20 protein-coding genes, 1 pseudogene and 1 riboswitch are annotated in these 21,431 nt (G+C 69.4%); of the genes and pseudogenes, 8 read left to right on the top strand and 13 right to left on the bottom strand.

What is annotated here, in order from left to right; genetic code table 11:
• Nucleotides 1–107: 107 nt before the first annotated feature.
• From ACTIR_RS0116335 to ACTIR_RS0116320, 3 genes are all read right to left on the bottom strand, one after another.
• Nucleotides 108–4,166, bottom strand: a complete 4,059-nt coding sequence (locus tag ACTIR_RS0116335; protein WP_026455090.1) for a ThuA domain-containing protein — start codon at nucleotides 4,164–4,166, stop codon at nucleotides 108–110.
• Nucleotides 4,167–4,226: 60 nt separating this feature from the next.
• Nucleotides 4,227–5,252 (bottom strand): multicopper oxidase domain-containing protein, encoded by a 1,026-nt coding sequence (locus tag ACTIR_RS0116330; RefSeq protein WP_026455089.1) that lies wholly within the window; start codon nucleotides 5,250–5,252, stop codon nucleotides 4,227–4,229.
• A gap of 560 nt (nucleotides 5,253–5,812) precedes the next feature.
• On the bottom strand, nucleotides 5,813–6,445 hold the full coding sequence (locus tag ACTIR_RS0116320) for a class I SAM-dependent methyltransferase (protein WP_026455088.1): 633 nt from the start codon (nucleotides 6,443–6,445) through the stop codon (nucleotides 5,813–5,815).
• Nucleotides 6,446–6,957: 512 nt separating this feature from the next.
• Here ACTIR_RS0116320 and ACTIR_RS0116315 point away from each other — a divergent pair.
• Nucleotides 6,958–7,422 (top strand): DIP1984 family protein, encoded by a 465-nt coding sequence (locus ACTIR_RS0116315; RefSeq protein ID WP_026455087.1) that lies wholly within the window; start codon nucleotides 6,958–6,960, stop codon nucleotides 7,420–7,422.
• 232 nt (nucleotides 7,423–7,654) lie between these two features.
• Here the strand turns inward: ACTIR_RS0116315 and ACTIR_RS24885 are convergent, their stop codons facing one another.
• The 8 genes from ACTIR_RS24885 to ACTIR_RS0116275 all read right to left on the bottom strand — a co-directional run bounded on the left by ACTIR_RS24885 (nucleotide 7,655) and on the right by ACTIR_RS0116275 (nucleotide 13,387).
• Nucleotides 7,655–8,869, bottom strand: a complete 1,215-nt coding sequence (locus ACTIR_RS24885) for a trypsin-like peptidase domain-containing protein (RefSeq protein WP_026455086.1) — start codon at nucleotides 8,867–8,869, stop codon at nucleotides 7,655–7,657.
• A gap of 183 nt (nucleotides 8,870–9,052) precedes the next feature.
• Nucleotides 9,053–9,403: a hypothetical protein gene (locus ACTIR_RS0116305; protein ID WP_026455085.1), complete on the bottom strand. Its 351-nt coding sequence runs from the start codon at nucleotides 9,401–9,403 to the stop codon at nucleotides 9,053–9,055.
• A gap of 47 nt (nucleotides 9,404–9,450) precedes the next feature.
• Nucleotides 9,451–10,977: a methionine--tRNA ligase gene (locus tag ACTIR_RS0116300; RefSeq protein ID WP_026455084.1), complete on the bottom strand. Its 1,527-nt coding sequence runs from the start codon at nucleotides 10,975–10,977 to the stop codon at nucleotides 9,451–9,453.
• A gap of 120 nt (nucleotides 10,978–11,097) precedes the next feature.
• Nucleotides 11,098–11,817 carry a hypothetical protein gene (locus tag ACTIR_RS0116295; RefSeq protein WP_026455083.1) on the bottom strand — a complete coding sequence of 240 codons (720 nt, stop codon included), beginning with the start codon at nucleotides 11,815–11,817 and terminating at the stop codon, nucleotides 11,098–11,100.
• A 139-nt stretch (nucleotides 11,818–11,956) separates the two neighbouring features.
• Complete coding sequence (locus ACTIR_RS0116290; RefSeq protein ID WP_026455082.1) at nucleotides 11,957–12,343, bottom strand: DUF6416 domain-containing protein; 387 nt, start codon at nucleotides 12,341–12,343, stop codon at nucleotides 11,957–11,959.
• 43 nt (nucleotides 12,344–12,386) lie between these two features.
• Complete coding sequence (locus tag ACTIR_RS0116285) at nucleotides 12,387–12,728, bottom strand: hypothetical protein (protein ID WP_026455081.1); 342 nt, start codon at nucleotides 12,726–12,728, stop codon at nucleotides 12,387–12,389.
• Entirely contained in the window at nucleotides 12,725–13,081 is a 357-nt protein-coding gene (locus ACTIR_RS0116280; RefSeq protein ID WP_026455080.1) for a hypothetical protein, read from the bottom strand. The genes ACTIR_RS0116285 and ACTIR_RS0116280 overlap by 4 nt, the downstream gene beginning before the upstream one ends.
• A 108-nt stretch (nucleotides 13,082–13,189) precedes the next feature.
• Nucleotides 13,190–13,387: a hypothetical protein gene (locus ACTIR_RS0116275; protein WP_034240481.1), complete on the bottom strand. Its 198-nt coding sequence runs from the start codon at nucleotides 13,385–13,387 to the stop codon at nucleotides 13,190–13,192.
• A 136-nt stretch (nucleotides 13,388–13,523) separates the two neighbouring features.
• On the opposite strand from ACTIR_RS0116275, the gene ACTIR_RS0116270 reads away from it, so the two are divergent.
• The 4 genes from ACTIR_RS0116270 to ACTIR_RS0116260 all read left to right on the top strand — a co-directional run bounded on the left by ACTIR_RS0116270 (nucleotide 13,524) and on the right by ACTIR_RS0116260 (nucleotide 17,118).
• A complete protein-coding gene (locus tag ACTIR_RS0116270; RefSeq protein ID WP_233345928.1) occupies nucleotides 13,524–14,009 on the top strand; it encodes a hypothetical protein in 486 nt (161 codons plus the stop codon).
• Nucleotides 14,009–14,620, top strand: coding sequence for a DUF3558 domain-containing protein (locus ACTIR_RS25545; RefSeq protein WP_084789572.1), 612 nt, complete (start codon nucleotides 14,009–14,011; stop codon nucleotides 14,618–14,620). Before ACTIR_RS0116270 ends, ACTIR_RS25545 begins: the two co-directional genes overlap by 1 nt.
• A 236-nt stretch (nucleotides 14,621–14,856) precedes the next feature.
• Nucleotides 14,857–15,468 (top strand): DUF3558 domain-containing protein, encoded by a 612-nt coding sequence (locus ACTIR_RS25540; protein ID WP_084789576.1) that lies wholly within the window; start codon nucleotides 14,857–14,859, stop codon nucleotides 15,466–15,468.
• A 336-nt stretch (nucleotides 15,469–15,804) separates the two neighbouring features.
• Nucleotides 15,805–17,118 carry a helix-turn-helix domain-containing protein gene (locus tag ACTIR_RS0116260; protein ID WP_026455076.1) on the top strand — a complete coding sequence of 438 codons (1,314 nt, stop codon included), beginning with the start codon at nucleotides 15,805–15,807 and terminating at the stop codon, nucleotides 17,116–17,118.
• Between the two features lie 164 nt (nucleotides 17,119–17,282).
• Here ACTIR_RS0116260 and ACTIR_RS0116255 read toward each other — a convergent pair whose 3' ends face one another.
• Nucleotides 17,283–17,501: a hypothetical protein gene (locus ACTIR_RS0116255; RefSeq protein WP_026455075.1), complete on the bottom strand. Its 219-nt coding sequence runs from the start codon at nucleotides 17,499–17,501 to the stop codon at nucleotides 17,283–17,285.
• On the opposite strand from ACTIR_RS0116255, the gene ACTIR_RS0116250 reads away from it, so the two are divergent.
• Nucleotides 17,500–17,826: a PIN-like domain-containing protein gene (locus tag ACTIR_RS0116250; protein ID WP_026455074.1), complete on the top strand. Its 327-nt coding sequence runs from the start codon at nucleotides 17,500–17,502 to the stop codon at nucleotides 17,824–17,826. The two genes, ACTIR_RS0116255 and ACTIR_RS0116250, sit on opposite strands and share 2 nt — an antisense overlap.
• 255 nt (nucleotides 17,827–18,081) lie before the next feature.
• Here the strand turns inward: ACTIR_RS0116250 and ACTIR_RS23820 are convergent, their stop codons facing one another.
• On the bottom strand, nucleotides 18,082–18,858 hold the full coding sequence (locus ACTIR_RS23820) for a hypothetical protein (RefSeq protein WP_233345927.1): 777 nt from the start codon (nucleotides 18,856–18,858) through the stop codon (nucleotides 18,082–18,084).
• Between the two features lie 374 nt (nucleotides 18,859–19,232).
• Between ACTIR_RS23820 and ACTIR_RS23815 the strand changes: the two genes are divergently transcribed.
• Together ACTIR_RS23815 and ACTIR_RS23810 are read left to right on the top strand one after the other, a co-directional pair.
• Nucleotides 19,233–19,712, top strand: a complete 480-nt coding sequence (locus tag ACTIR_RS23815; RefSeq protein ID WP_154663787.1) for a hypothetical protein — start codon at nucleotides 19,233–19,235, stop codon at nucleotides 19,710–19,712.
• A gap of 183 nt (nucleotides 19,713–19,895) precedes the next feature.
• Nucleotides 19,896–20,106: riboswitch (cobalamin riboswitch) on the top strand.
• 144 nt (nucleotides 20,107–20,250) lie between these two features.
• Nucleotides 20,251–21,431 (top strand): annotated as a pseudogene (locus tag ACTIR_RS23810) (5-methyltetrahydropteroyltriglutamate--homocysteine S-methyltransferase); the annotation flags it as partial.

Below are 21,431 nucleotides of genomic sequence, written 5' to 3'. Positions count from 1 at the left end.
CGCCCGCCGCGCGTGCGCCGCCAGGCGGGTGGGACCACCCCGCGCCGCCGGGGGCGCGGGGGTGCCTAATCGTGGATACATCAGCTCGTCCCTCTCGTACCGCCGGACTACAGGGTCCGGACGCGGATGTTGCGGAACTCGATGAGGTCGTTGTTCCCGTGGTTCTGCAGACCGACGAACCCGCGGGCGAACTGCCGCTCACCGGTCGGCGGGTCACCGTCCCGCAGCGAGTCCTTGCCCGGGCCGTTGTCGAACTCGTTGATCACCTCACCGTTCCGGAGGATGGTGTACTGCTGGTCGACGACCCGGATCTCGTAGTCGTTCCACTCCCCCTTCGGCGTGGCACCGGAGTCGGCCAGGTCGACGGGGTCGAAGTTGTAGATCGACCCGGTCTTCTGTGGTTCCCCGGACTCGCCGTCGTAGATCTGCACCTCCTGTCCGCAGTAGACGGCCACCCACGCCTGGGAGGTCCGTGCGGCGCCCTGGGTGGAGCACCCCTCGGGCCGCTCCTCCAGCGGGGTGCGCGGGTCGGGGAAGCGGACGAAGACACCGCTGTTGGCCCGGTGTCCCTCCGGGGCCACGTCGCGGAACCGAAGCTTCAGGGAGAAGTCCCCGAACTCCTCGGCGGCGTACCAGAGCATCCCCATCCCACCGGAGCTGCGCAGCGATCCCTCGTCGGTGATCTCGAAGTGCCCGCTGGGCGCCTGCCGCCAGCCTTCGAGGGAGCCTGCCGTGCCGTCGAAGAGGTGCTCGTAGCCGGAGTCGCCCTTCTTGCCGATGTCCGACTTCGCGGCGGTCCGGGTCAGCATGCCCTTCTCCTTGCCGCTGATCACGCCGTCGGCGCGGAGCTTGTTCGCGACCTCGTTCACGTGGTCGACGAACGCGCCGTGGGTGTCCCAGGTGCCCTCGTCGTCGATCAGGTCGTTGATCGTGCAGCCGCCACCGACCCCGGCGTTGGCGACCCCGCTGTCGGCGTCGCGCATCCACACCGTGGCGCGGTCGTCGGGCACGGCGCATTCGACGGTGACCTCGATGCTGGTGGTCGCCGTCTCCCCGTCCGCGTAGGTCACCGTGAGCGTGGCGGTGTAGGTGCCCGTCGCGGCGTAGGTGTGCCGCGGGTTCGCCTCCGTGGAGGTGGCTCCGTCGCCGAGGTCCCACTCGTAGGACACGCCGCCGGACCGCGCACCGGTGAACGCCATGGTCAACGGCGAGCCCTGCACGGCCGTCGCCTCCACCTGCGGCCGCGGGGTCGGGGCGCCGCCGGTGTAGGTGACGCGGATCAACTTCTGGTTGTCGCTGAGGCTGAAGAACCCGCCCCCGTAGTCGATCATGTAGAGGGCGCCGTCCGGACCGAAGTCGGCGTCCATCCAGCTCTGCAGCTCGCGGTCCCCGCCACCCATCGGGATGATGTCGCGGAGGTCCTCGGCGTACAGCGGTGGCGCCGCCTCGTCGACGGTGTCCGGGTCCACGGTCACCGCCACCCGGTTGTTCGGGTTGGACTGGTCCCCGATGAGCCACTTGCCGTCCCAGTGAGCGGGCCAGGCCACCCCGCTGTCGGTGTCGGCTTCCGAGCGGTGGTAGGTCGGTCCCGACATGATCGCCTGGGAACCGCCGGTGAGGTACGGCTGGGTGTAGGTGGCCTCCTCCTGCACGTAACTCGGCACCCCGCTGCCGTCCCCCCGGTCGGGAAAGACCGGGCCGCCGCCGTGCGGCGAGTACCAGATCATGTTGCTGCGTGTGTCCGGGATGTCGACCAACCCGGTGTTGCGGGGGGAGGTGTTCTTCAGGTCGTCGCAGTCGTACCAGCCGGTCAGCACCGACGCGTCGGTGTTGCTGCGGTCGCGGTAGGGCTGCTTGTCACCCATGCAGTACGGCCAGCCCTGGTTACCCGCCGAGGTGATGATCGTGGCGGTCTCGTACTTGGCCGGGCCGAGTTCCGGACTCGGGTCGAACGCGTCCGGACCCACCCAGGCCGCGGTCAGCCAGTCGTGCTTGTCGTCGATCTGGATGCGCGCCGGGTTGCGCACGCCCATCACGTAGATCTCCGGGCGGGTCTTGTCCCCCGGGTCCTCGGCCTCCGGGAAGAGGTTGCCCTCGGGGATGGTGTAGCTGCCGTCGGGCTCCGGGTGGATCCGGAGGATCTTGCCGTTGAGGTCGTTGGTGTTGCCCGACGTCCTTCGGGCGTCCTGGAAGGACACTCCCTTGTAGTCCTCGGTCCAGTTGTTGCCCGAGTACCCCTGCGAGCCGCGGGAGGAGTTGCTGTCCCCGGTGGCGATGTAGAGGTTGCCCGCGTCGTCGAAGTCCATCCCGCCGCCGGCGTGGCAGCAGCTGTGGATCTGAGTGTCCCACTGCAGCAGGTCGACGCGACTGGCCTTGTCGATCGTGGAGGTGGCGTGGTCGTAGGTGAACCGGGACACCGTCCGCTTGCCGATCCGCTCGTCCTTGTCGATCGAGCCGTACGGCATCCAGTACACGTACATCCAGCCGTTGTCGGCGAAGGAGGGGTCCAGCGCCATGCCGAGCAGGCCCTCCTCGGTCTTGACGAGCTCGTCCCCGCTGCCGCGGTTGCCGAACACCTCCAGCGTGGTCAGGTGGCTGACCTGCTCGGTTTCGGGGTCCCACTGGTGGATGGTGCCGCAGCCGAGACCGACGTTCTCGTCCTCCCAGTCCGGGACCGGGCCGGAGGCGCACGCGGCCTTGCCGACGTAGAACACCGTCCCGTCGTCGGCGACGGTCAGCCCGTGCATCTCGCCGTGCTGGTCGAGCCCGCCCTCGGTGTTGGTGCCGCTGAGTCGCTCGACCTCGTAGTTGTCGGCGACGGTGGCCTGACAGTCACCGCGCACCAGCCCGGTGGTCCAGCGCAGCGCGCCGAGCAGGTGGGAACGGAACGTCTCCTCGTCGTAGGAGGCCGCCGTGCCGCCCATGCCGGTGTAGAACGACCGGCCGCCCTGGTAGTCGTGACACCAGGAGATCGGGTGGAACGCGCCGTTGCCGTCCCGGCCCGCGTCGTAGGTGTGCTCCTGCACCTGCGCCACGGTGTGCACCGACCCGGTCGGGTTGGTCGCCCAGTTCGGCCACGCGTCGGTGCGGGTCCAGGTGGCGGGCAGGTCCTCGGTGGCCGGGTGCCGCCGGTCCACCACGCTGACCGTGGCCTCCTGCGGTTCGCGACCGGCGTCCGGCGGCGGGGTCGCGTCGGACGGGTACAGCTCGATCCCGGCGAGCTGGGTGGCGTCCTCGCCGTCGTTGGCGGTGATGTCGAGCCGGTAGTGGCGGTAGGAGTCCTCGTTGTCGAAGCGGAACTCCCGCGTCTGGAAGCGGTCCGGGAAGTCCTCGCCGGTGCGCCGGTCCAGGTCGGTCCAGCTCTGCCCGTCCGTCGAGCCCTGCAGGGTCCAGTCCTTCGGGTCACGCCCGGCGAAGTCGTTGGCCGAGGTGAGCGCGTAGTGCGAGACGGCGGCCGGTTCGGCGAGTTCGAGTGTGACCCACCCGGTCGCGCCGAAGGTGAGCCACTTGGTGTTGTCGTCGCCGTCGACGAGCTTGTCCGCGGTCTCGTTCGGTGGGTTCTCCCCGCTGGCGGTGACGCCCGCGACCTCCTCCGGCTCGGGCCGGGTTCCCGCCGGGCGGGCGCCGAGGAGGTCGGTGAACCACTCGGACCGAGCCTGGGCCGTGGCCGCGTCGCGGACGCCGAGGAAGCCTCCGCCGTCGCTGACGTAGGAGCGCAGCGCCGACTCCTGGGCGTTGTTCAGTTCGGCGCCCTGCGCGGACAGGAAGACCACACCGCGGTGGGAGCGCAGCGTGTCGGGCGTGAACACCGCCGGGTCGGTGGTGGTCTCCACCCGGATGTCGTGGGCGGCGCCCAGCTCACCGAACGTCTCGGCGGCACGGGCGACCGGGTCGTCCTGCTGGTCGGTAGGACCGTGGAAGACCAGGACCGAGGGCGTCGCGTCCCCGTCGCCCGTGGCGCCTCCCGCTTGGTTCCCGGCGGGTTTTCCGGCGGTGCCCCGTTCCGCACCGTGCGGACCGTTCGGTTGCCCCGGAGCACCGAGCCCCGGGGCCGCGGCGAGTCCCAGAACCAGGGTCGTCCCCGTCAACAGCACCAGACCGCGCCGCAGCGGCGTCGGCCCGGTGCGTCTCCGGCGGGGTAGAGCTGACCATCTCCGTCGACTCATCTCTACTCCTTACTCGGGTGTCGGCACGCCGATCCCGGCGTGCCGTCGTCGTCCGCCGACTCAGCCGCCGGCGTGCCCGTGGTAGCGGTCGAGCGCCTCCCGGGCGCCCTCCGGCATGCTTCCGTCGGCGTTGCGGACCAGGAACACGCCGGCCATTCCGCCGTCGGAGTGGAACTGCACGTGACAGTGGTACATCCACGCACCCGGTCCGACCCCGTCTCCCGCGATGACCTGGAATCCGAACGAGTCGCCGGGGTTGAGGTCGCGGTTGTCGATCACCCGGCTCGGGTCGTTCGGGCCCTCCAGGTAGCCGGTGCGATTGTCCGCCCACCGGTGGGCGTGCACGTGGAAGGTGTGGAAGTTGTTGCCGTGCCCGATGGCGATGAATTCGACACGCTCACCGAGGTTGGCCTCCAGCACCGGGACGTCGGGCGCGACCCGGTTGTTGATGGTCATGTCGTTGAACACGACGGTGAACTGCCGGTCGGGGAGGACGTCGCCCTTGCGGCGGACGACGAGCGCGCCGTAAAGGCCCTTGCGCAGGCCTTCCGTTCCGTGTGGAGTGCCCATCGCATGGTCGTGGTAGTGCCAGTACCCCGCGCTGCCGGGCATCCAGAGCTTTCCCGGCCCCTTGAACGGGGCGCGCGTACGCCACACGTAGGTGCGGGTCTCGCCCGGCTCGTTGAACGACCCGTTGAGCGGGGCACCGTCGGAGTCGACGCTGTAGTCAACGCCGTGCGGATGGATCGACAGCCGCTTCTCGGTGGTGTTGACCAGCTCGATCTCGAGGGCGTCGCCTTCCCAGATCTCGAGTACGGGTCCGGGGACGGTGGCTCCGCCCGGCTCGAATCCGTACCCGATCATGCCGTCGGGCAGCTGCTCCGCGTACATGGTGATACGACGGGTTCGGCCACCTCTCCCGGGTTCTCCGCGCCCTTGACCGTCGCCGGGATCCGCCGTGGCCGAACCCGCGGCGAACGAGGAGACCGCGACCGGTGTCACGACGCCCGCCGCGGCGCCGGCCAGCATGGAGCGACGGGAGAGTCCTCGTCCCGACGGATAGTCCCGGGCATCGCGATCAGTCATGTGATCTTCGCCTCCCATGAGCGAGAACCTCGCCGGGACGTTAATGACTTAAGAGCACTGCGTAAACACCTAAGTTCGGGACCATCTAACTTCTGACGTAAAGAAGCACAAGTTGGTGCACTGTTCGGAGCAGTCGTGGCGACCATTCGGCCCCGTGTCACTCCAGGCTGGGGTCACGAGTCCCGGTCGGATGCGGGCCGAGGCACGCGACCGGCCCCCGGTGACCGACCCGCAGGGGGACCGAAGCACCGGCGAGACGAAGACGCTGACGCGGGCGACCCGAAATCGCGTCACCCTCGACCGTGCGCGCCGGGCGGATGCGCCGGTGTGACGACCCGGAAACCGGGGTGTCCTCTAGCGACTCTATGCGCCGTGCACGTCCTCGTAGGTGACATTGACTCGACCCGTTCCAGGAGGTTGGCCCGGTCACTGTCGGACCAGGAACGATCGCCGGGTCGGCCGAGGTCCGTCCGAGCCGGGCCTTGAGCAGCGCCTGCGCCTGCACGCCGGTGATACCCAGCACGGAGGCGAACCCGGCCGAAGGCTCACACCACCGCGCGTCACACCCGCCGCAGCCGGGCCAGCCAGGCGGGCAGGTCCACCAGTGAGCCGGAGTCGACGCCGAGCTCGGTCGCGTTGTCCCCCCGCGCGACGGCGCGGTAGCCGCTGCCACTGAGGTCCTCCAGCTCCCAGCCGTCGGTGAAGGCGTCGGAGATGGCGGCGTCGCTGATGCGCGGACCGAACGTCGGCTCGTCGGTCAGCGCCAGCGCGAGCACGAACACCCGCGCCCCCGGCCGGCACACCCGGTGCAGGACGTCGACGTATCGGGCGCGGTCGTCGGCGCCGAAGACGTGGAACAGGGCACTGTCCACGACGGTGTCGAAGCGCTCCGCACCGTCCAGGGCCAGCGCGTCGGCGACCTCGAACCGGGCGGGCACGTCGTGCGTCTCGGCGTTGCGCCGGGCCAGGTCCACGGCGCGGTCGGAGAAGTCGATCCCGAGCACATCGTGACCGCGCCCGACGAGCAGCACGGTGTTGTCGCCCGTGCCGCACCCGGCGTCCAGCACGCTGCCGCGGAACCAGCCCTGCCGCTCCAGCTCGGCCACGACGGGCTGGGGCTGTCCGATCGTCCAGCCCGCCCAGCCCTGGTCGTAGGCGGTGTCGAAGGTCTCCCGCGGCACTGTCGCGTCCATGTCCGTCCCCTGTCTGTGGTGATCCTCGGGACACCAGCCTCCGACCTCGACCGTGGTCGAAGTCAACCGGTTTTCTCCGGGCGGGACACGAAGACCCGTTCTCGCACGGGAGCACGTCCCGGACCGCCCGGACATGTGCCGCGTGAGCCAGCGCCACTCACCCAGCAGCTCCGAGGGTTCGCCGGTCCAGGAGAGGTACACGTCGTCGAGCGATTCCCACTGCCGGCGGGACAGCACGGCGATCGACGGGTCCACGGGGCCGCGAAGGCCGGTGTCGGCGCGGCCGCCGGCGCCGGTGTGACGTGTCGATGCGGTCATGCCCCGCATGGTCCGCCCGGTGCACCGGGCCCCGGAACGACCGATCGACGCTTCGGGAGGGGCCCGGACGGGATGTCACCGCGTGCCGACGTCCGGCCGGACCGCCGTGCCGGGCCCCGCAGAAATCGCGTGCACCGAAGGTGGCGCAACCGCCAGAATCCCCCCGTCACCGGACGAAGCCAGGAGGGGGTGCCATGAAGCTGGCCGAGGCACTCGCCGACCGCGCCGACGCCTCACGTCGGGTCGAGCAGTTGCGGTCGCGCATCGTCGCCAACGCCCGGTACCAGGAGGGCGAACAGCCGACCGAGGACGCCGCGGAGCTGCTGACCCGGGCCACGGAGGCGTGTGCGGAGCTGGAGTCGTTGATCAGCCGGATCAACCGCACCAACTCCGCCACCCCGCTGGGCGAAGGCACGGTCACCGACGCACTCGCCCGCCGGGACGCGCTGCGCCTACGGCACAGCGTCGTCAGCGCGGCCGCCGACGCTGCCTCGGGGCGGGGACAGCCCGGTATGCGGCAGATGCGGTCCGAGCTGAAGATGCTGGCCGCGCTGCCGGTCGCCGATCTGCGGGCCGAGGCCGACCGGCTCGCCCAGCAGATCCGCGAGCTGGACACCGCGATCCAGCGCACGAACTGGGAGGTGGACCTCCTCGACTGACCCCGCCCACGGCGGGAGCGGGTAGTCGCCAGGGAAGCGGGCACACCGGCGGTCGACCGTTATCGGCCCGGTGCGCGAAGGGCAGCGCGACGGGGTTCGATTCCCCACCGCACACCTGTAGCCCAGCACCGTGCACAAGAGACAGTGCACATCGCACACCGCATCACCACGTGTCGGTCCCGGGCGATGAGGGCGGGCCAGGGGCACTCCCGCCGTGGGCAGGGGTCACCGGTCACCACCCGGCGCAGGGCCGGTGGCCGGGGCCGCCGCCGTGCCCGCGCACGTCGTCGATCAGGTACCGGCCCCCGGCCGTGCGGACGAGGTCGTACTCCAGCGACCACTCGGTGCAGCCTTCGCCGTCCGGGCCGTGGTCGGGGTCCTGCAGGCTGACGAACTCCAGCCACACCCACGCCGAGTCGGCGCCGAGGCGCACGTCCCGGACGTCGAACTGGTGGTCGTAGCTGGTCTCCACGCCGTCGCGGAACGAGCGGAGGGTGGATCCGGCCTGCAGGCGCGGGGACTGCTGGGCGTAGGCGAGGGCGTAGTCGCCGCTGTTGATGCCGCCGAAGTAGTCGCCGAACGTCCGCGCCAGGGCCGCGAGCTCCAGGTCCTCCGGGCCGGGCAGCCCGGCGACGTCGGCCCCCTCGGGGCCGAGTGGCGCCCGGTCGCAGGCCACCGGCTCCGGCGGAGGCAGGTCCGGGATCGCGGCTTCGACCGTGGTGGCGGGCACGGCGTAGCTGTAGATGGGCGCGTCCCGGGTCCCGGCGATGACCAAACCGGCGACCTGGCCGTGGGCGTCGAGCAGCGGCCCGCCGGAATTGCCCGGCCGCACGGTGGCGTCGGTCGTCACCAGGCCGTACCGCCGATCACCTTCGATCGGCACCGAGTCGTGCTCGTCGAGTACCCTCCCCTCGGTCATCCGCAACGCGCCACCGTCCGGGTAGCCGAGCGCGGCCACGTCGTCGCCGAACTCCGGCCCGGTGGGTGCGAACGAGAGCACCGCGCCGGTGACGTCGGTGCCCAGCCGCAGCACGGCGACGTCGAGTGTGGTGTCCAGCGCCGTCACCCGGGCCGACACCGGGTCGCCCGCGACCTGCACCGACACCGCGACGGCGCCCTCCACGGTGTGCGCGGCGGTGACCACGGTTCGGTCGTCCACGAGGAACCCGGTGCCCGTCCCTCCACCGTGGCAGGTCACCGCCCACACCGGCAGCACCCCGGTGGAGGTGTGGGAGTAGATCGCGGCGAAGTCCGGCTCCGGTTCCACGGTGGGCGAGGTGGTCGGCGGACCGGACGACGTCTCGCTGCTCCGGGCGATGCCGGCCCCTGCGGTGCTGTCGGTGGCGCGGACCTCGCCGGACGCCACGTCATCGGCGTCCCGCTCGGCCCGGTCACTCAGCAGCTCCGTGGGCACGACGATGGCCGTGGCGGCGAGCACGATGCCCACCAGCCACCAGACCGTCCGCCGCAGTTCGGGTCGCTGACGGGAACCGCAGGCGCGACACCTCGCCCCGTCGGTCGGCTCGCGGCACCACCAGCACTCCATCGAACACCTCCCGCACGTCGTCCGGTCCACCGCGAACGGCGGACGCGCTCCGCCGCGTCGGAGTCGGCCGGAGTCCGCCGGGTGTTACGGCCGGAGGGTGTCGTGCCGGCGATGCCTGCGGTGATGGGACAACGCCGACGCACCGGAGGCCGCCGCACCGCCCAGGGCGAACGTGGTGACGATCTGCTGTTCGCCACGCCGCTGGTCACAATTGACGATCGCCTCGATCATCTCCCGCCCCACCACAAGGCGTTGCGGCCGCCCCGACGGGTCGTCCACGCCGAGCAGCCGCGAGAACTCGGCCGAGCGGGCGAGCGCGGTGCCGCACGTCTCCGGCGAGTGCGTGTTGGGCTCCGCGGGCGACACGGGCACCGTCGCCGCCCACACCGCCATCCCGAGATACACCGCCGCCGCGATACGGAACCACCGGGCCATGTGCACGGCAACAGTATGCCCTCACGCGATCACGCTCGGCGGAACAACTACGTGATCGCCGCTTCGGATTCCACCTCGATGCGGGGGAACAGCGGTGTCGGGGCCGGGGGCCGGTCGGTTCCGCCGCCGAGTTGGGCGGTGACCCGCTCGGCGGCGTCCGGGAGGAAGGGGCTCAGCTCGTCGGCGACCGCACGGCAGGCGGACACCAGCAACGCCAGCACGGTGTCCAGCCGGGAGCCCGCGGCGGTGTCGCCCGACTTCTCCGCCTTGGCGAGTTGCCAGGGTTCGGTCGCCACGACATAGCGGTTGGCCTCCTCCACGATCCGCCACACGGCGGCCGTGGCGGCGCGGAGGTCGAACCGCTCCATCGCGGCGTCCACGTCGGACGGCGCGCGGCTGATCGCGTCGGTCAACGGCAGCTCGGGCACCGGGTCCGGCAGTGCCGGGATCGTGCCGCCCCGGTACCGGTGCACCATGCTGACCGCCCGGTTGACGAGGTTGCCCAGCCCGTTCGCCAGGTCGTCGTGGTAGCGGCGGAGGAGCCGGCCGGTCGTGAAGTCGGCGTCGCCGACGCGCGGGACCTCCCGCAACAGCCACCAGCGCAGCGCGTCGGCGCCGTAGTCGCAGACGAGGGACACCGGGTCGATCGCGTTGCCGAGGCTCTTGCCGAGTTTGCGCCCCTGCACGGTCAGGTAGTCGTGCACGACGATCGTCGTCGGCAGCGGTTGTCCGGCCGAGAGCAGCATCGCCGGCCAATACACCGCGTGGAACCGGAGGATGCCCTTGCCGATCACGTGGGTGCGTCGCTCCGCGTCGACCCACCAGCGCCGGTAGTTCTCACCGTCGGTCCCGTAGTCCAGGGCGGTGATGTAGTTGCCCAGCGCGTCCCACCACACGTAGACCACCTGGTCGGGGTCGGCGGGCACCTCGATACCCCAACCCCGGGCGCGCCCGGTGGAGCGGGAGACGGAGAAGTCCTGCAGCCCCTGGTCGAGGAAGCCGAGGACCTCGTTGCGGCGGCTCTCCGGCTCGATGCGCAGCTCGCCGGACCCGATCAGCTCCCGCAGCCGGGATTCGTAGCGGGACAGCCGGAAGAACCAGTTCTCCTCGCGGATCAGCTCGGGCGCGGTCAGGTGCTCGGGGCAGACTCCGTCGGGCAGTTCGGTGTCGGTGTAGAACTGCTCGCAGCCGACGCAGTACAGCCCCTCGAAGTCCTTCCGGTAGAGGTCGCCCGCGGCGTCGGCGGCCCGCCACAGCCGGTCGACCCCGGTGCGGTGCCGGGGGTCGACGCTGGTGCGGATGAAGTCGTCGAAGCTGAGCCGGAGGGGTTCGCGCAGCGCGCGGAAGGCGGCGGCGTTGCGTTCCACCAGCTCGCCGGTGGGCACGCCCTCGGACTCGGCCGCGAGCGCGTTCTTGAGGCTGTTGTCGTCGGTGCCGGAGAGGAACCGCACCTCGTGCCCGCGGTGCCGCCAGTGCCGGGCCATCACGTCGGTCTGCACCAGCTCCATCGCGAACCCGAGGTGCGGTTCGGAGTTCACGTACGGGATGGCGGTCGTGATGTAGCGACGGGACATCGGGCGCTCCGGTGACGAGGTGGTGCCCGCACTCGGCGGTGCGGGGATCTGTCCAGGTTACCGGTTTCCCCGGCCCGGGCCGGATCACTCGGACCGGGGAAACCGCCGCGGCATAGCCGGTCAGGCCGCCGCCGGGACCCGCTCGGCAGGTGAGTCGGTGAGGTTCGTGCCGGGTGAGGCGAGCGGGAGGATTTGGGTGGTCACCGTCGAGTGCAGGTGGTCACCGTCCAGCTCCTGTCCCACCGATTCCACGTGCAGGAGCTGATGTTCGGGAATCTCCATGGTCTGTTCCGGCAGGTAGTGCGGGTAGTTCGTCGAACCGTGGATGACGGTGCCATCCTCCAGTTCGGCGGTGAACCTTGTGGTGACCACGACGAGGTTCGGGCCGGCCTGCATCATCACGCCGTCGAACGCCGGGATGTGGCGGATCCCGTTCACACCCCGCCGCAGGTGCGAGATCCCGCCCTCGACCCGGGAGTGGTCGAAGGGCTGCCCGGAACGGAAGTCGGTCGTCGAGGTGGCCCGCACGTGGGCCATCAGCTCGCCTTCGGCGGTGCGCAGCACGCTGTCCCGGCCGTTGCCGGGCAGGTGTCCCCCGATGGAGAGCACACCACCGGACGCCCGGAACATGCCGACGGTGTCCGCGGTCTCACGGGCCGCCATGACGAGGGCTCGGTCGCAGCACATCAGGACGATGCTGCGCGGGTCCCACCCGTCGGCCATGCGCTCGAAACAGACCTCCATCTCGCTGACCCCGGTGGCGACGTCGATCTCGCCCACGCCACGCCCGAGCACATGACGCCCGTTGACGTGCCCCTCGATCCGGTAATCGTGCTTCATCCGCCGTGTCCTCCCTCACTGAATCGCCGCACTTTGTAGCGCGCTACACGATGCTACGACACAGGACTTGTGATGCGCAGTGAGCCGACCAGGGATCCCACCAACCTCCCGGGCGAGGTGGACTGGAGCGAGCCGCCTCCTATGCCGCGCCGCCCTCCCGGGCGCGCCGGAACAGCTCCGCCACGCCGGGCTTCATGCCGTAGCAGACGAAGTCTCCGCCCCACCAGTGGAACGGATACCGTCGCCCGGAATCCCGGTGCGCCCGGTGCAGGCCACTGACCACCCCGGCGACCGAGCGCCGCGTCCCGAAGGCGTCGTCCCCGGTCAGGTGGTGCAGGTCGGTCACGCCCAGCAGCATGCCCGGGTGGTCGATCAACACGTCGAGGAACACCTTCGCCCGCCCGCGGACCGTGCCGTAGAAGGCCTCGGCGAGGGCGAGGTCGTCGGGACACTGCCATTCCGGCCGGTCCCGGTGGCCGCGGCCGCCGCTGTGCTGTTCCCACACGGGGTCGTCGTCCGCAAACACCCGTCCTCCTCCGTGGTCAGCCGAGGCCCGGCAGCGGGTGCCATCATCCGATCCCGGACGTCCGCCCGTCCAGCGTCGTGTACCGCACGGCGAACTCGGGCGGGAGTTCCCGCCGTATCCGCCGGGCGAGCTCCAGCCCCTCGGCGTCGAACCGCTCACGGTCGGCGGGATCCTTCATCCCTGAGTCCTGCGGAACGTCCCGGTCGAACGCGGCCTGGTAGCGCCCGTCCCACTCCGCGACCGCCGCCACCAGCTCCCCGCTGAGCGGCACCACCTCGGTGACCTCGTCGGGCAGGTAGTTGTCCGAGACCGAGCCGCCCACCGACACCCAGAACGGCCCGACATCCCACTCGGCTTCCAGGCGCACGACTGTCTTCTCACTCATGGCAGAGGTTTCAACTTCCTGTCCGCGCTGATCGGGTTCGCCCCGACGATGTACCCGTTACTCCCCACGGTGACGGCGATCCGACACCGCTTCCCTCCGTGCCACACCTCGTACACCAGACGATCCTTCCCGGAGATACCCACCGGCGTGCTCCCGGTCAACGCCCGCACGAGCACGTCCACGATCTCCGAGCGTGCCACGCCGAAGCTCTCGAACTCCGCGACCCGCTCGGGCTGCATGAGGTGTCCGAGACCGCTGTCGTCGTCTCCTTCCTCCAACCAGACCAGCCGCCGGTCGCGGGTCCGGAAGATCCGGACCACCGCGCTGGGAGTGATCTTGTGACCCCGCCGCACGACTTCCTCGACGAGCGCGGAAACCCGTGCGTGCTCGGCGTCAGCCGGTGCGGCGGCACCGGTCGGGCGGGAACGGCCCGCCTCCCGGTCGGCACCGGCGTCACCTCTTCAACCGCCACCGCAGTGCAGGACCTGCTGGGCCGCCTGCCGCAACCGCTCCTGCACCTCGGCCAGCCGGCCGAGCATCGTCCGCACCTCGGCCTGCACGGCACCGATCTCGGCGGTGAACTGCTCCCCCGCCGGCCCGTCCGCGTGCTGCACATACCGTACGACGGTGTCGAGCTGCTGGTCGGCGGCCTGAGCCAACTCGACCGGCAGCTCCCCCGCCGCGCCTGCGCGTCAGGGGGCCACTGCTCCGGTTAACACCACACACGGCCACGCGTGACGTACTGTGGCCTCGAACCTGGGCGATAGTGAACGGTCGCCCACAGAACAATCGCAAATGATCGATGACGCAAAGAGGAAGGGGCTTTGGGTCATGGCGGAGGACACGCAGGCAGACGCCGCAGTTCGGGCAACGGGTATGAGCAGCGCTCTACCGGGCGTGGCAGGGGTCGCCGGTACGATGATCTCGGTCGCCGCACCGTTCCTCGCGGGAACGTCCAGCGCGCCGAAAGGTAGCTTCAGCTTCTCCCCCGAGGAACTCGACGCGATCATCGCCGAGTGGGAGGATTTACGATCTGCTCTACTGGACGATGAACGCAGGGCGGGGTATATGACCAACATCGATCCACCAGGGAAGGAGTTCGCCAGCGGCGATTTCACGAAGAGGGCCAACCCGTCCGGCGAGTCATTCCTCGAAGCAATCCAAGGCATGATCAAATACGTTGATAAGTACATCGAAGCATTGAAGGACGCAAGAGAAAGCATCAGCACTCAGGACGAGCAGGCGCAGAGCGACATCGCCAAGACCGGAGAAATTCAATAATGAGCACCATCCGACGTTATTCGTTCACCCTCATCCCTATCACTTTGGCACTTGTTCTATCTTCTTGCGCGGCGAGCGAGTCGGGAACTCCGACAACGTCAACACCGGCCAGCGACCGTCCTTCAGCATCCTCCACCAACCCTAGCGGGGGCATTACGATTCAAGATCCGATCGACACGGCCCCCTTGCTGGATCAACCCTGCACCGCCCTCACTGACGCCGACCGCACTGACCTAAATCTGACGGAAGGACGCGTCGATACTGACACTGCAAGTTCGGCTGCTGATGCATGCGTTTGGGAGCGTTCGGAAGACTCCGGAAGTCGCGTCGACCTCATAGTAATGACCGAGAACGCAAACGGGTTGGAAGACATTCGCAAGCAAAACACAGATTCAGAGTTGTTCGCCGAGACGCAGATCGGCAAGTATCCAGCGCTGCACGCGAGCACCTTCGATCAACGAGACAGAGGACGCTGTGATCTCTGGATCGGAGTAAACAATTCCGAGGTTTTTTACGTCTTCGTGGCACTCCGCGATGTCCCGGAAGCATCCGATCCCTGCGGATACGCCGATAAGGTCGGCGAAGCGATGATCGCCAACTTGACTTCCTGACGGGGGACTCAACGCCAGGCACATCTGTCATAGCGCGGTTTCAGGCTGGGGTGACTACACACACCCCAGCCCTACTTGCTCATCCCTCAAAGCAACGTGTGTCATATGGCAAACTTGCAGTCTGAACGGTGCTCTTCGGTCGGGCAGTACATCGAGCCCCTGGAAGATAACCACGGAGAATGAACTTACGGGACGAACAGGCGACCAGCGACGTCGCGAGATCGGAGAGTGGAAGTATGAGCACCATCCGACGTCAGTCGGCCAGCGTCATCGGTGCTGTACTCGCCCTGGTTCTGACTTCGTGCGCGGAGAGCGAGTCGGGGACGCCGACGACTTCACTCCCGACCACAGACTCCGTAGCGACATCCTCTTCCGGATCGAGTGATGATATTCCGATCGACGAACCACTCGATACGACACACTTGTTGGAACAGCCCTGCACTGCCCTCGCCGAAAATGATCTTACAGATCTCAACCTGACCGCAGGGGAACTCAACGAGGACACCGTAAGTCAAGTCTCCAACGCGTGCAAGTGGGCGCGAGAGGATGACTCTAGGAGTCATGCGGATCTTATGATAATGACCGAGAATGCGAACGGGCTAGAGGATATTCGCGATCTGAACCAGGACTCTGAAGTGCTGGAAGAGGTACAGATCGGCGGATACCCCGCTCTGTACGCAAGCCCCACTGGTCGCCGGGACATGGGCCGTTGCGACCTGTGGATCGGAGTGGACGACAGTACGGTCGCATACGTCTACGTGGCACTCCATGAGGTTCCGGATGCATCCGACCCCTGTGGCTTCTCCGACAAGGTTGGCGAAGCGATCATCGCCAATTTGAGTTCCTGACGGCAACTCAACGCAGAGAACTCCGTCATAGCACCGTTCGAGGCTGGGGTGGCAACGCGCACCCCAGCCCTACTTTCCCGTCCCTCAAGACTGTCAGCTCCGCGAGCCGACGCCCGGCACGGAGCCACTCCGCCGTCGACGTAGCCAACGCTCCCCTGCCGCCGGCGTCGATGCGCCTTCGGCCGGCCCACTCCCGGCCGGCGGGTGGGATGGTCGGGGGAGGATGCCGGGAGGATCGCCGACTTCGCCCGTTCGTGGGTCGTGACCTGCGCACACACCGTGCCACCATCACCACCGTCACACCACACACGCACGACAGCAGGGGGAGATCCGACCGTGGCGACACCCAACCACCGCTTCACCCAGGCACGCCACCGCACCGCCTCCCCCACCCGGCCCGACGAATGCCTCTCCCGCCAGGAGCTGGCCGAACTCGTCAACGACTACCTCTGGCGCCGCCACCTGCAACGCGTCGAACTCGACACCAACTACATCGGCAAGATCGAACGCGGCGTCATCCAGTGCCCCAACCGCCGCTACCGCGAAGCCCTCCGCCACATCCTCGGCGTGCCCACCGACACCGCCCTCGGCTTCACCACCCGCTGCCGCACCGTCGTGAGGTTACCCCACGTGGACCGCAAACAATTCCTCAAAACCACCGCCCTCACCGCCGGAACCCTCGCACTCGGCCCCCTCGCCACACTCCTCGACGACACCGGCCACCCCACCCCCACACCCAGCCGCATCGGCACAACCGAGATCGACCAGATCCGCACCGCGGCGCAGGCGTTCCGCTCCTGGGACAGCACTCACGGCAGCGGGGTCGTGCGCGACGCGGCATTGGCCCAGCTCCGCTGGTCCACCGGACTGCTTAACGCCACCTGCCCGGACCACCTACGCCCCGGCCTCTACCGCGCGGTGGGCGACCTCGCCCGCACCACCGGCTTCATCTCCTTCGACGCCTGCCACCACGACGAGGCCCGCAAGCTCTTCCAGCTCGCCCTCACCTGCGCCGAAGAGGCCGACGACTGGGATCTCCGCGCCTGGACGCTGCTCAACATGGCCAAGCAGGAGAACCGGCTGGGCCAGTACGACAAGGGGCTCACGTTGACGGAACACGCTCTTGTCCGCGCCGAACGCCTCACCCCGGCGCGGCGGGCGGGAATCCACAACGTGCGGGCCTGTTCCTTCGCCAACATGCATAGGGTGCAGGACACCCACTCGGCTGTAGGCCGCGCCGACGAGGAGTTCACCGACATCCGTGCTGACGAGCACCCGCCCAACCTCGTCTACACCGCCGCCGATCACGAGGGCGGGCAAGGCACGGTGCTGGCGGAACTCGCGAAGACCGGGGACACGACCACGCAGGCCACGCAACGCCTCACCACGGCCATCGAGAGCCACGGCACCTCTGCCAACCGGGCCAAGATCTTCCAACAAGTCACGCTCTCGACGCTCCACTTCGAGGCAGGCGATCCCCACGAGGGTGCAGCGATCGCCTCGGCCGCCCTGGACCACGCCGACACGCTCCACTCCCGCCGCGCCACCGAAGCCCTCCGCGACCTCCACCGCAATGCCACCAGGCACGCCGACATCCCCGACGTCGCCGAACTCCAGCACCGGCTCAACACTGCCGTCCTCGCGACGTGACCCGGGCGTGCAGCTCCGGGGACGACGGCGCAGTACAGCGGGGCGCGAAGGCCCCTCAGGAGCGGCTTCGCCGTCGTCTCGCATGCTGTGACAATGGTCGACTGACCCGGCCTCTCCGCTGAGCCAGCCGAGACCTCCGGCTCGCGGTCGCTATGCCGTGGCGGTCACCTCTGCTCCAAGCGGCGGGTGAAGTCGGCGTAGGCGGCGCGCATCTCGGCTTCGCGGTCCACCGAGGTGATCGGCGGTTCGTAGCGGTCGAGGAGGTCGCCGCAGTCCTCGCCGTTCAGGTACGCCTGCAGGAGCTTGAAGTCGTCCTTGTGCTGCTTGACGCCGTGAGCGTGGTGGTCCTTCGCGATCTTGCGGCCGAGGTTGTCGAACCACATGTTGTACTCATACTTGCGCAGGAGAAGTGCGGAGCACGTCGCGGACACGCGATGGATCGCCGAGGTCAGCGCGGACGGCCGGATACTGGTCGGCGCGGACCGGAACATCGTGCGCAATCCACTCGAACGACGAGCCATCTGTCTCGCCTGCGCCCGCTACATCGTCTTCAGCAACAACAACACACCGGTCCACGAAATGGTCGACCGTTTCGAGCGACACGTTCCCCGTATCGCCGAATTGGCGAAGCTCCCCGGCCCATGGGTGTACCGGATCGCCAAGCACGGGATCGAACGTCTGTTCCTCGATTGCGACCGCCGTCCGTGAGTCCCCGACGCGCAGACGACCCGGCCAGCGCACCAGGCCGGTCCCGGCGAACCATCGCCTGCTCCAAGCGAAGCACCCGACAGTGACGTCATGCTTCCCAGAGCGGAACTCGCAACCACTTCCACGTTCGCGCTCATCCACGCGGCCACGAGCGACGACAGCAGCAAGCCCCGCGTCCCGAGACGGGCAGGGCGAACATCCGGGCACGCTCCTGCGTCTGTTTCCGCATCGTCCTCTTGAACAAGGGAGTACTGGTCAGTTGTTCGCCGCGGTGCCCGGCTGCGTGAGGTGGTCCCGGAGATGCCGCTCCTCGGGGCGGCCCGCCAGGGGGAAGGTGAAGCGGGAGCCGTCGGACCAGAGGAGGGAGCGTGTGCGGAGGCGGATCTCCGGCAGGTGCGGTCGCCGACCCTCCCAGACGATCTCCGGTTCGGGAGCGTCGGCCGGGTCGCGCAGCGGTGAGCCGGTGTCCACGAGCGCGAGGTGCGACGGCGAGCACACCAGCCAGGCGCCCTCGGCACGCCGGAAGGTGTCGACCATGTCGAGCGCCCTCGCATCCGCCGGGCCCTGCACGTGCACCGGCTTCGTCGCGGACGCGTTCTTCCTGCCCCCGTTGCCGAGGCCGTTGCCGCTCGACAGCGCGAGGAAGGCGGCCACGGCCAGGCCGATGCCATGGGCGATGGTGACGAAGAATCGCCGGACCAACTTCTTTCCCCGGACGGTACCGTCGGTGCGCCTGCCCGGGACATCGAATGCCAGTTTCGCGTTCCCGTCGAGCCGGAGCACGAGAACCGGCTCACCCCACCGGGCGCCCATCAGCTCCTCGACCCGTCTCCGCACGGCTGGGGGAGCCACCCGCCGGTGCCACTCGGCATCCAGCTCCGCCTGGTGCTCGAAGAGCTTCCGCCCGGCCCGCCGCCTGGCTCCGGTGGGAGCCGAGGCGGCGAACTTCTCCTGCGAACCGGTCAGGTGGCCGGGTTGCGGCTCGGTCCCCTCGTACTCCGAGCCCCGTTGCTCTCGCTCCTGGTGAACCACGGCTCATCCTTTCCCAGGTCGGCGTCCTCCCGGCTCGACTGCGGAAGACCTTGCCGACATCGATGCCCGCCCCTATATCGGCCGCGTTCCAGCGGGAATCCCCTTCACGCTATACGACGGCCGCCCTCTCGTGGAAAAGCTGAATCAGCCCACACAGATCGCGCACAGGGAGGGGTGCAAGCGGCGTGGACCACCGATTCGTGCTCCGGCATTAACGCACGGGGGGCCGGTCCCGACGAACCTGCGGACGTTCGAAGGGAAGAGACATGCCAACACCGAACACGCCACCGGCCGGACATTTCGGCACCGCCCCCGGACACCCACCGTCGCCTGCGCCGCCGCCGAAAAGGCGGGGGCCGTGGATCGTCGGTGCGGTGGTCGCACTGGTCGCCCTCGGCGCCGGGGTCGGGATCGGCGCCACGATCGCCGCGCCCGACTCCGAGATCCGGGAGGTCACCGTCCCCGGGGAGATCCCGCAGGACGAGCTAGACGCGCTGCGGAGCAGCCAGGCCGAGGTCGCCGAGCGCGGTGCGGACCTGGACGACCGCGAGGCGGCGTTGGACGAGCGCAGCAGCGAGCTCGACGAGCGGGAGGCCGAGATCTCGGCGACCGAGGAGGAGATCGCGGCCAACACCGTCGGCGACGGGACGTGGACCGTGGGCGTGGACCTGGAGCCCGGGACTTACCGGGCCCAGGACGTCTCGTCCGACTGCTATTGGGCGATCTCGGCGTCCGGCAGCAACGGCAGCGACCTCCTGGAGAACGACATCCCCGGAGGCGGAAACCCCACCGTCACCCTCGCCGAGGGCCAGGACTTCCAGTCCCGCCGCTGCGGGGAGTGGACCCGGCAGTGAGCCGGTCACTGTGAGCGGCATCTCCACCACCGCCAGGTCACCGGCGAACGCGCACGTCAGCGCCGCGCCGCCGCACCCCCACCGCGCCGCCCGTCCGGGTGTCCACCGTGCGGGCGGCCTTGCCAACGCCCGACACACCACTAGCCTGAGACGTGCTGGTGGTTCGTGTGCCGCCGGGCGTGGCCGAGGTCGCGCGTGGTGGTGGACGAGGCGAGAGGGAACCCGGTGCGAGTCCGGGACTGCCCCGCAGCGGTGAGTGGGAACGAACGCCGTGCCCGGTGAACCCGGGACGCACTGGACGGTGAGTCTGGGAAGCGACGGCGCCTAGGAATACCGGCCCTTCCGGCTGGGAACGCCCGCGAGTCCGAAGACCTGCCACCGGTGCGCACACCGCCGGTGTGCGCGGCTGTCCGAGGTCTCGCGGGAAGGCCCGGCGGACGAGATGCCCGGGGTGGCCGCACGCCGCCCCGCCGCTCGCCTGCGCTCCCTCCCGCGTCGATCACGGCGGCCACGCCGTCGAGCTCGCGAGGAGAGAGCGTTGACCAGCACGACCCCACGCATCGGATCGACCGTCCTCGGCTGGCCCCGCATCGGGCCGGGCCGGGAACTCAAACGCGCCCTGGAGAACTACTGGGCGTCCCGCACCGACGAGGCCGAACTGCGGGAGGTGGCCCGTCGGTTGCGCACCGACACCTGGCGCGGCCTGCACGAGGCCGGGCTGGAGTCGGTGCCCGGCAACACGTTCTCCTTCTACGACCACGTGCTGGACACCGCCGTCACCGTGGGCGCCGTGCCGCCCCGGTTCACCCGGCTGGGGCTCGGCCCGCTGGAGACCTACTTCGCCATGGCGCGGGGCGTGGAGTCCACGCCGCCGCTGGAGATGACCAAGTGGTTCGACACGAACTACCACTACCTCGTGCCGGAGATCGGGCCGAACACCCGCTTCACGCTGTCCGACCGGACACCGCTGACCAGCCACCGGGAGGCCGCCGAGCTGGGTGTGGACACCCGTCCGGTGCTCGTCGGGCCGGTAACGTTCCTGCTTTTGTCCAAACCGGACGCCGACTCGTGCGACTCGTTCGACCCGCTGGACAAACTGGACGAGCTCCTCGACGTCTACGCCGAGCTGCTGGCCGAGCTGCACCGGGCCGGGGTCGGGTGGGTGCAGCTGGACGAGCCCGCGTTCGTGGCCGACCGCTCCGACGTCGAACTCGACGCGCTGCGCCGGGCGTACCGGCGGCTGGGGGACGCGGCCGCACGGCCGAACGTCCTGGTGGCGAGCTACTTCGGCGACCTCGGCGACGCGCTCGGTGTGCTGGCGTCCTCCCCCGTCGAGGCGGTCGGCGTCGACTTCGTCGCCGGACGCTCCACTGTGGACGCACTGTCCGCGGTGCGCGGGCTGCACGACAAGACGCTGGTGGCCGGGCTGGTGGACGGGCGCAACGTCTGGCGCACCGACCTGGACGCGGCGCTGACCACCGCCGCCACGTTGTTCGGGATGGCCGGCGACGTCGCGGTGAGCACGTCGTGCTCGCTGCTGCACGTGCCGTACGACGTCACCGCCGAGACGGACATGGACCCGCGCATCCGATCGTGGCTGGCCTTCGCCGAGCAGAAGGTGGGCGAGGTCGTCACCCTGGGCCGGGCGCTGCGCGAGGGCCGTGCCGCGGTGGCCGACGAGTTGACCGCCGCCCGGGAGGCCGTGGCCGACCGGGCCCG

The sequence above is a fragment of the Saccharomonospora iraqiensis subsp. iraqiensis genome (assembly GCF_000430445.1).
In the GTDB taxonomy this organism is placed as follows: domain Bacteria; phylum Actinomycetota; class Actinomycetes; order Mycobacteriales; family Pseudonocardiaceae; genus Saccharomonospora; species Saccharomonospora iraqiensis.
Note: the sequence above shows the minus strand (reverse complement) of the source record. Positions and strands in the feature narration are given on the sequence as shown.

Coding starts and splice junctions, on each gene's coding strand:
- ACTIR_RS0116335 (WP_026455090.1), bottom strand. CDS start 4,166: ATGAGTCGACGGAGATGGTCAGCTCTACCCCGCCGGAGACGCACCGGG.
- ACTIR_RS0116330 (WP_026455089.1), bottom strand. CDS start 5,252: ATGACTGATCGCGATGCCCGGGACTATCCGTCGGGACGAGGACTCTCC.
- ACTIR_RS0116320 (WP_026455088.1), bottom strand. CDS start 6,445: ATGGACGCGACAGTGCCGCGGGAGACCTTCGACACCGCCTACGACCAG.
- ACTIR_RS0116315 (WP_026455087.1), top strand. CDS start 6,958: ATGAAGCTGGCCGAGGCACTCGCCGACCGCGCCGACGCCTCACGTCGG.
- ACTIR_RS0116305 (WP_026455085.1), bottom strand. CDS start 9,403: ATGGCCCGGTGGTTCCGTATCGCGGCGGCGGTGTATCTCGGGATGGCG.
- ACTIR_RS0116300 (WP_026455084.1), bottom strand. CDS start 10,977: ATGTCCCGTCGCTACATCACGACCGCCATCCCGTACGTGAACTCCGAA.
- ACTIR_RS0116295 (WP_026455083.1), bottom strand. CDS start 11,817: ATGAAGCACGATTACCGGATCGAGGGGCACGTCAACGGGCGTCATGTG.
- ACTIR_RS0116285 (WP_026455081.1), bottom strand. CDS start 12,728: ATGAGTGAGAAGACAGTCGTGCGCCTGGAAGCCGAGTGGGATGTCGGG.
- ACTIR_RS0116270 (WP_233345928.1), top strand. CDS start 13,524: ATGATCGATGACGCAAAGAGGAAGGGGCTTTGGGTCATGGCGGAGGAC.
- ACTIR_RS25545 (WP_084789572.1), top strand. CDS start 14,009: ATGAGCACCATCCGACGTTATTCGTTCACCCTCATCCCTATCACTTTG.
- ACTIR_RS25540 (WP_084789576.1), top strand. CDS start 14,857: ATGAGCACCATCCGACGTCAGTCGGCCAGCGTCATCGGTGCTGTACTC.
- ACTIR_RS0116250 (WP_026455074.1), top strand. CDS start 17,500: ATGTTGTACTCATACTTGCGCAGGAGAAGTGCGGAGCACGTCGCGGAC.
- ACTIR_RS0116255 (WP_026455075.1), bottom strand. CDS start 17,501: ATGTGGTTCGACAACCTCGGCCGCAAGATCGCGAAGGACCACCACGCT.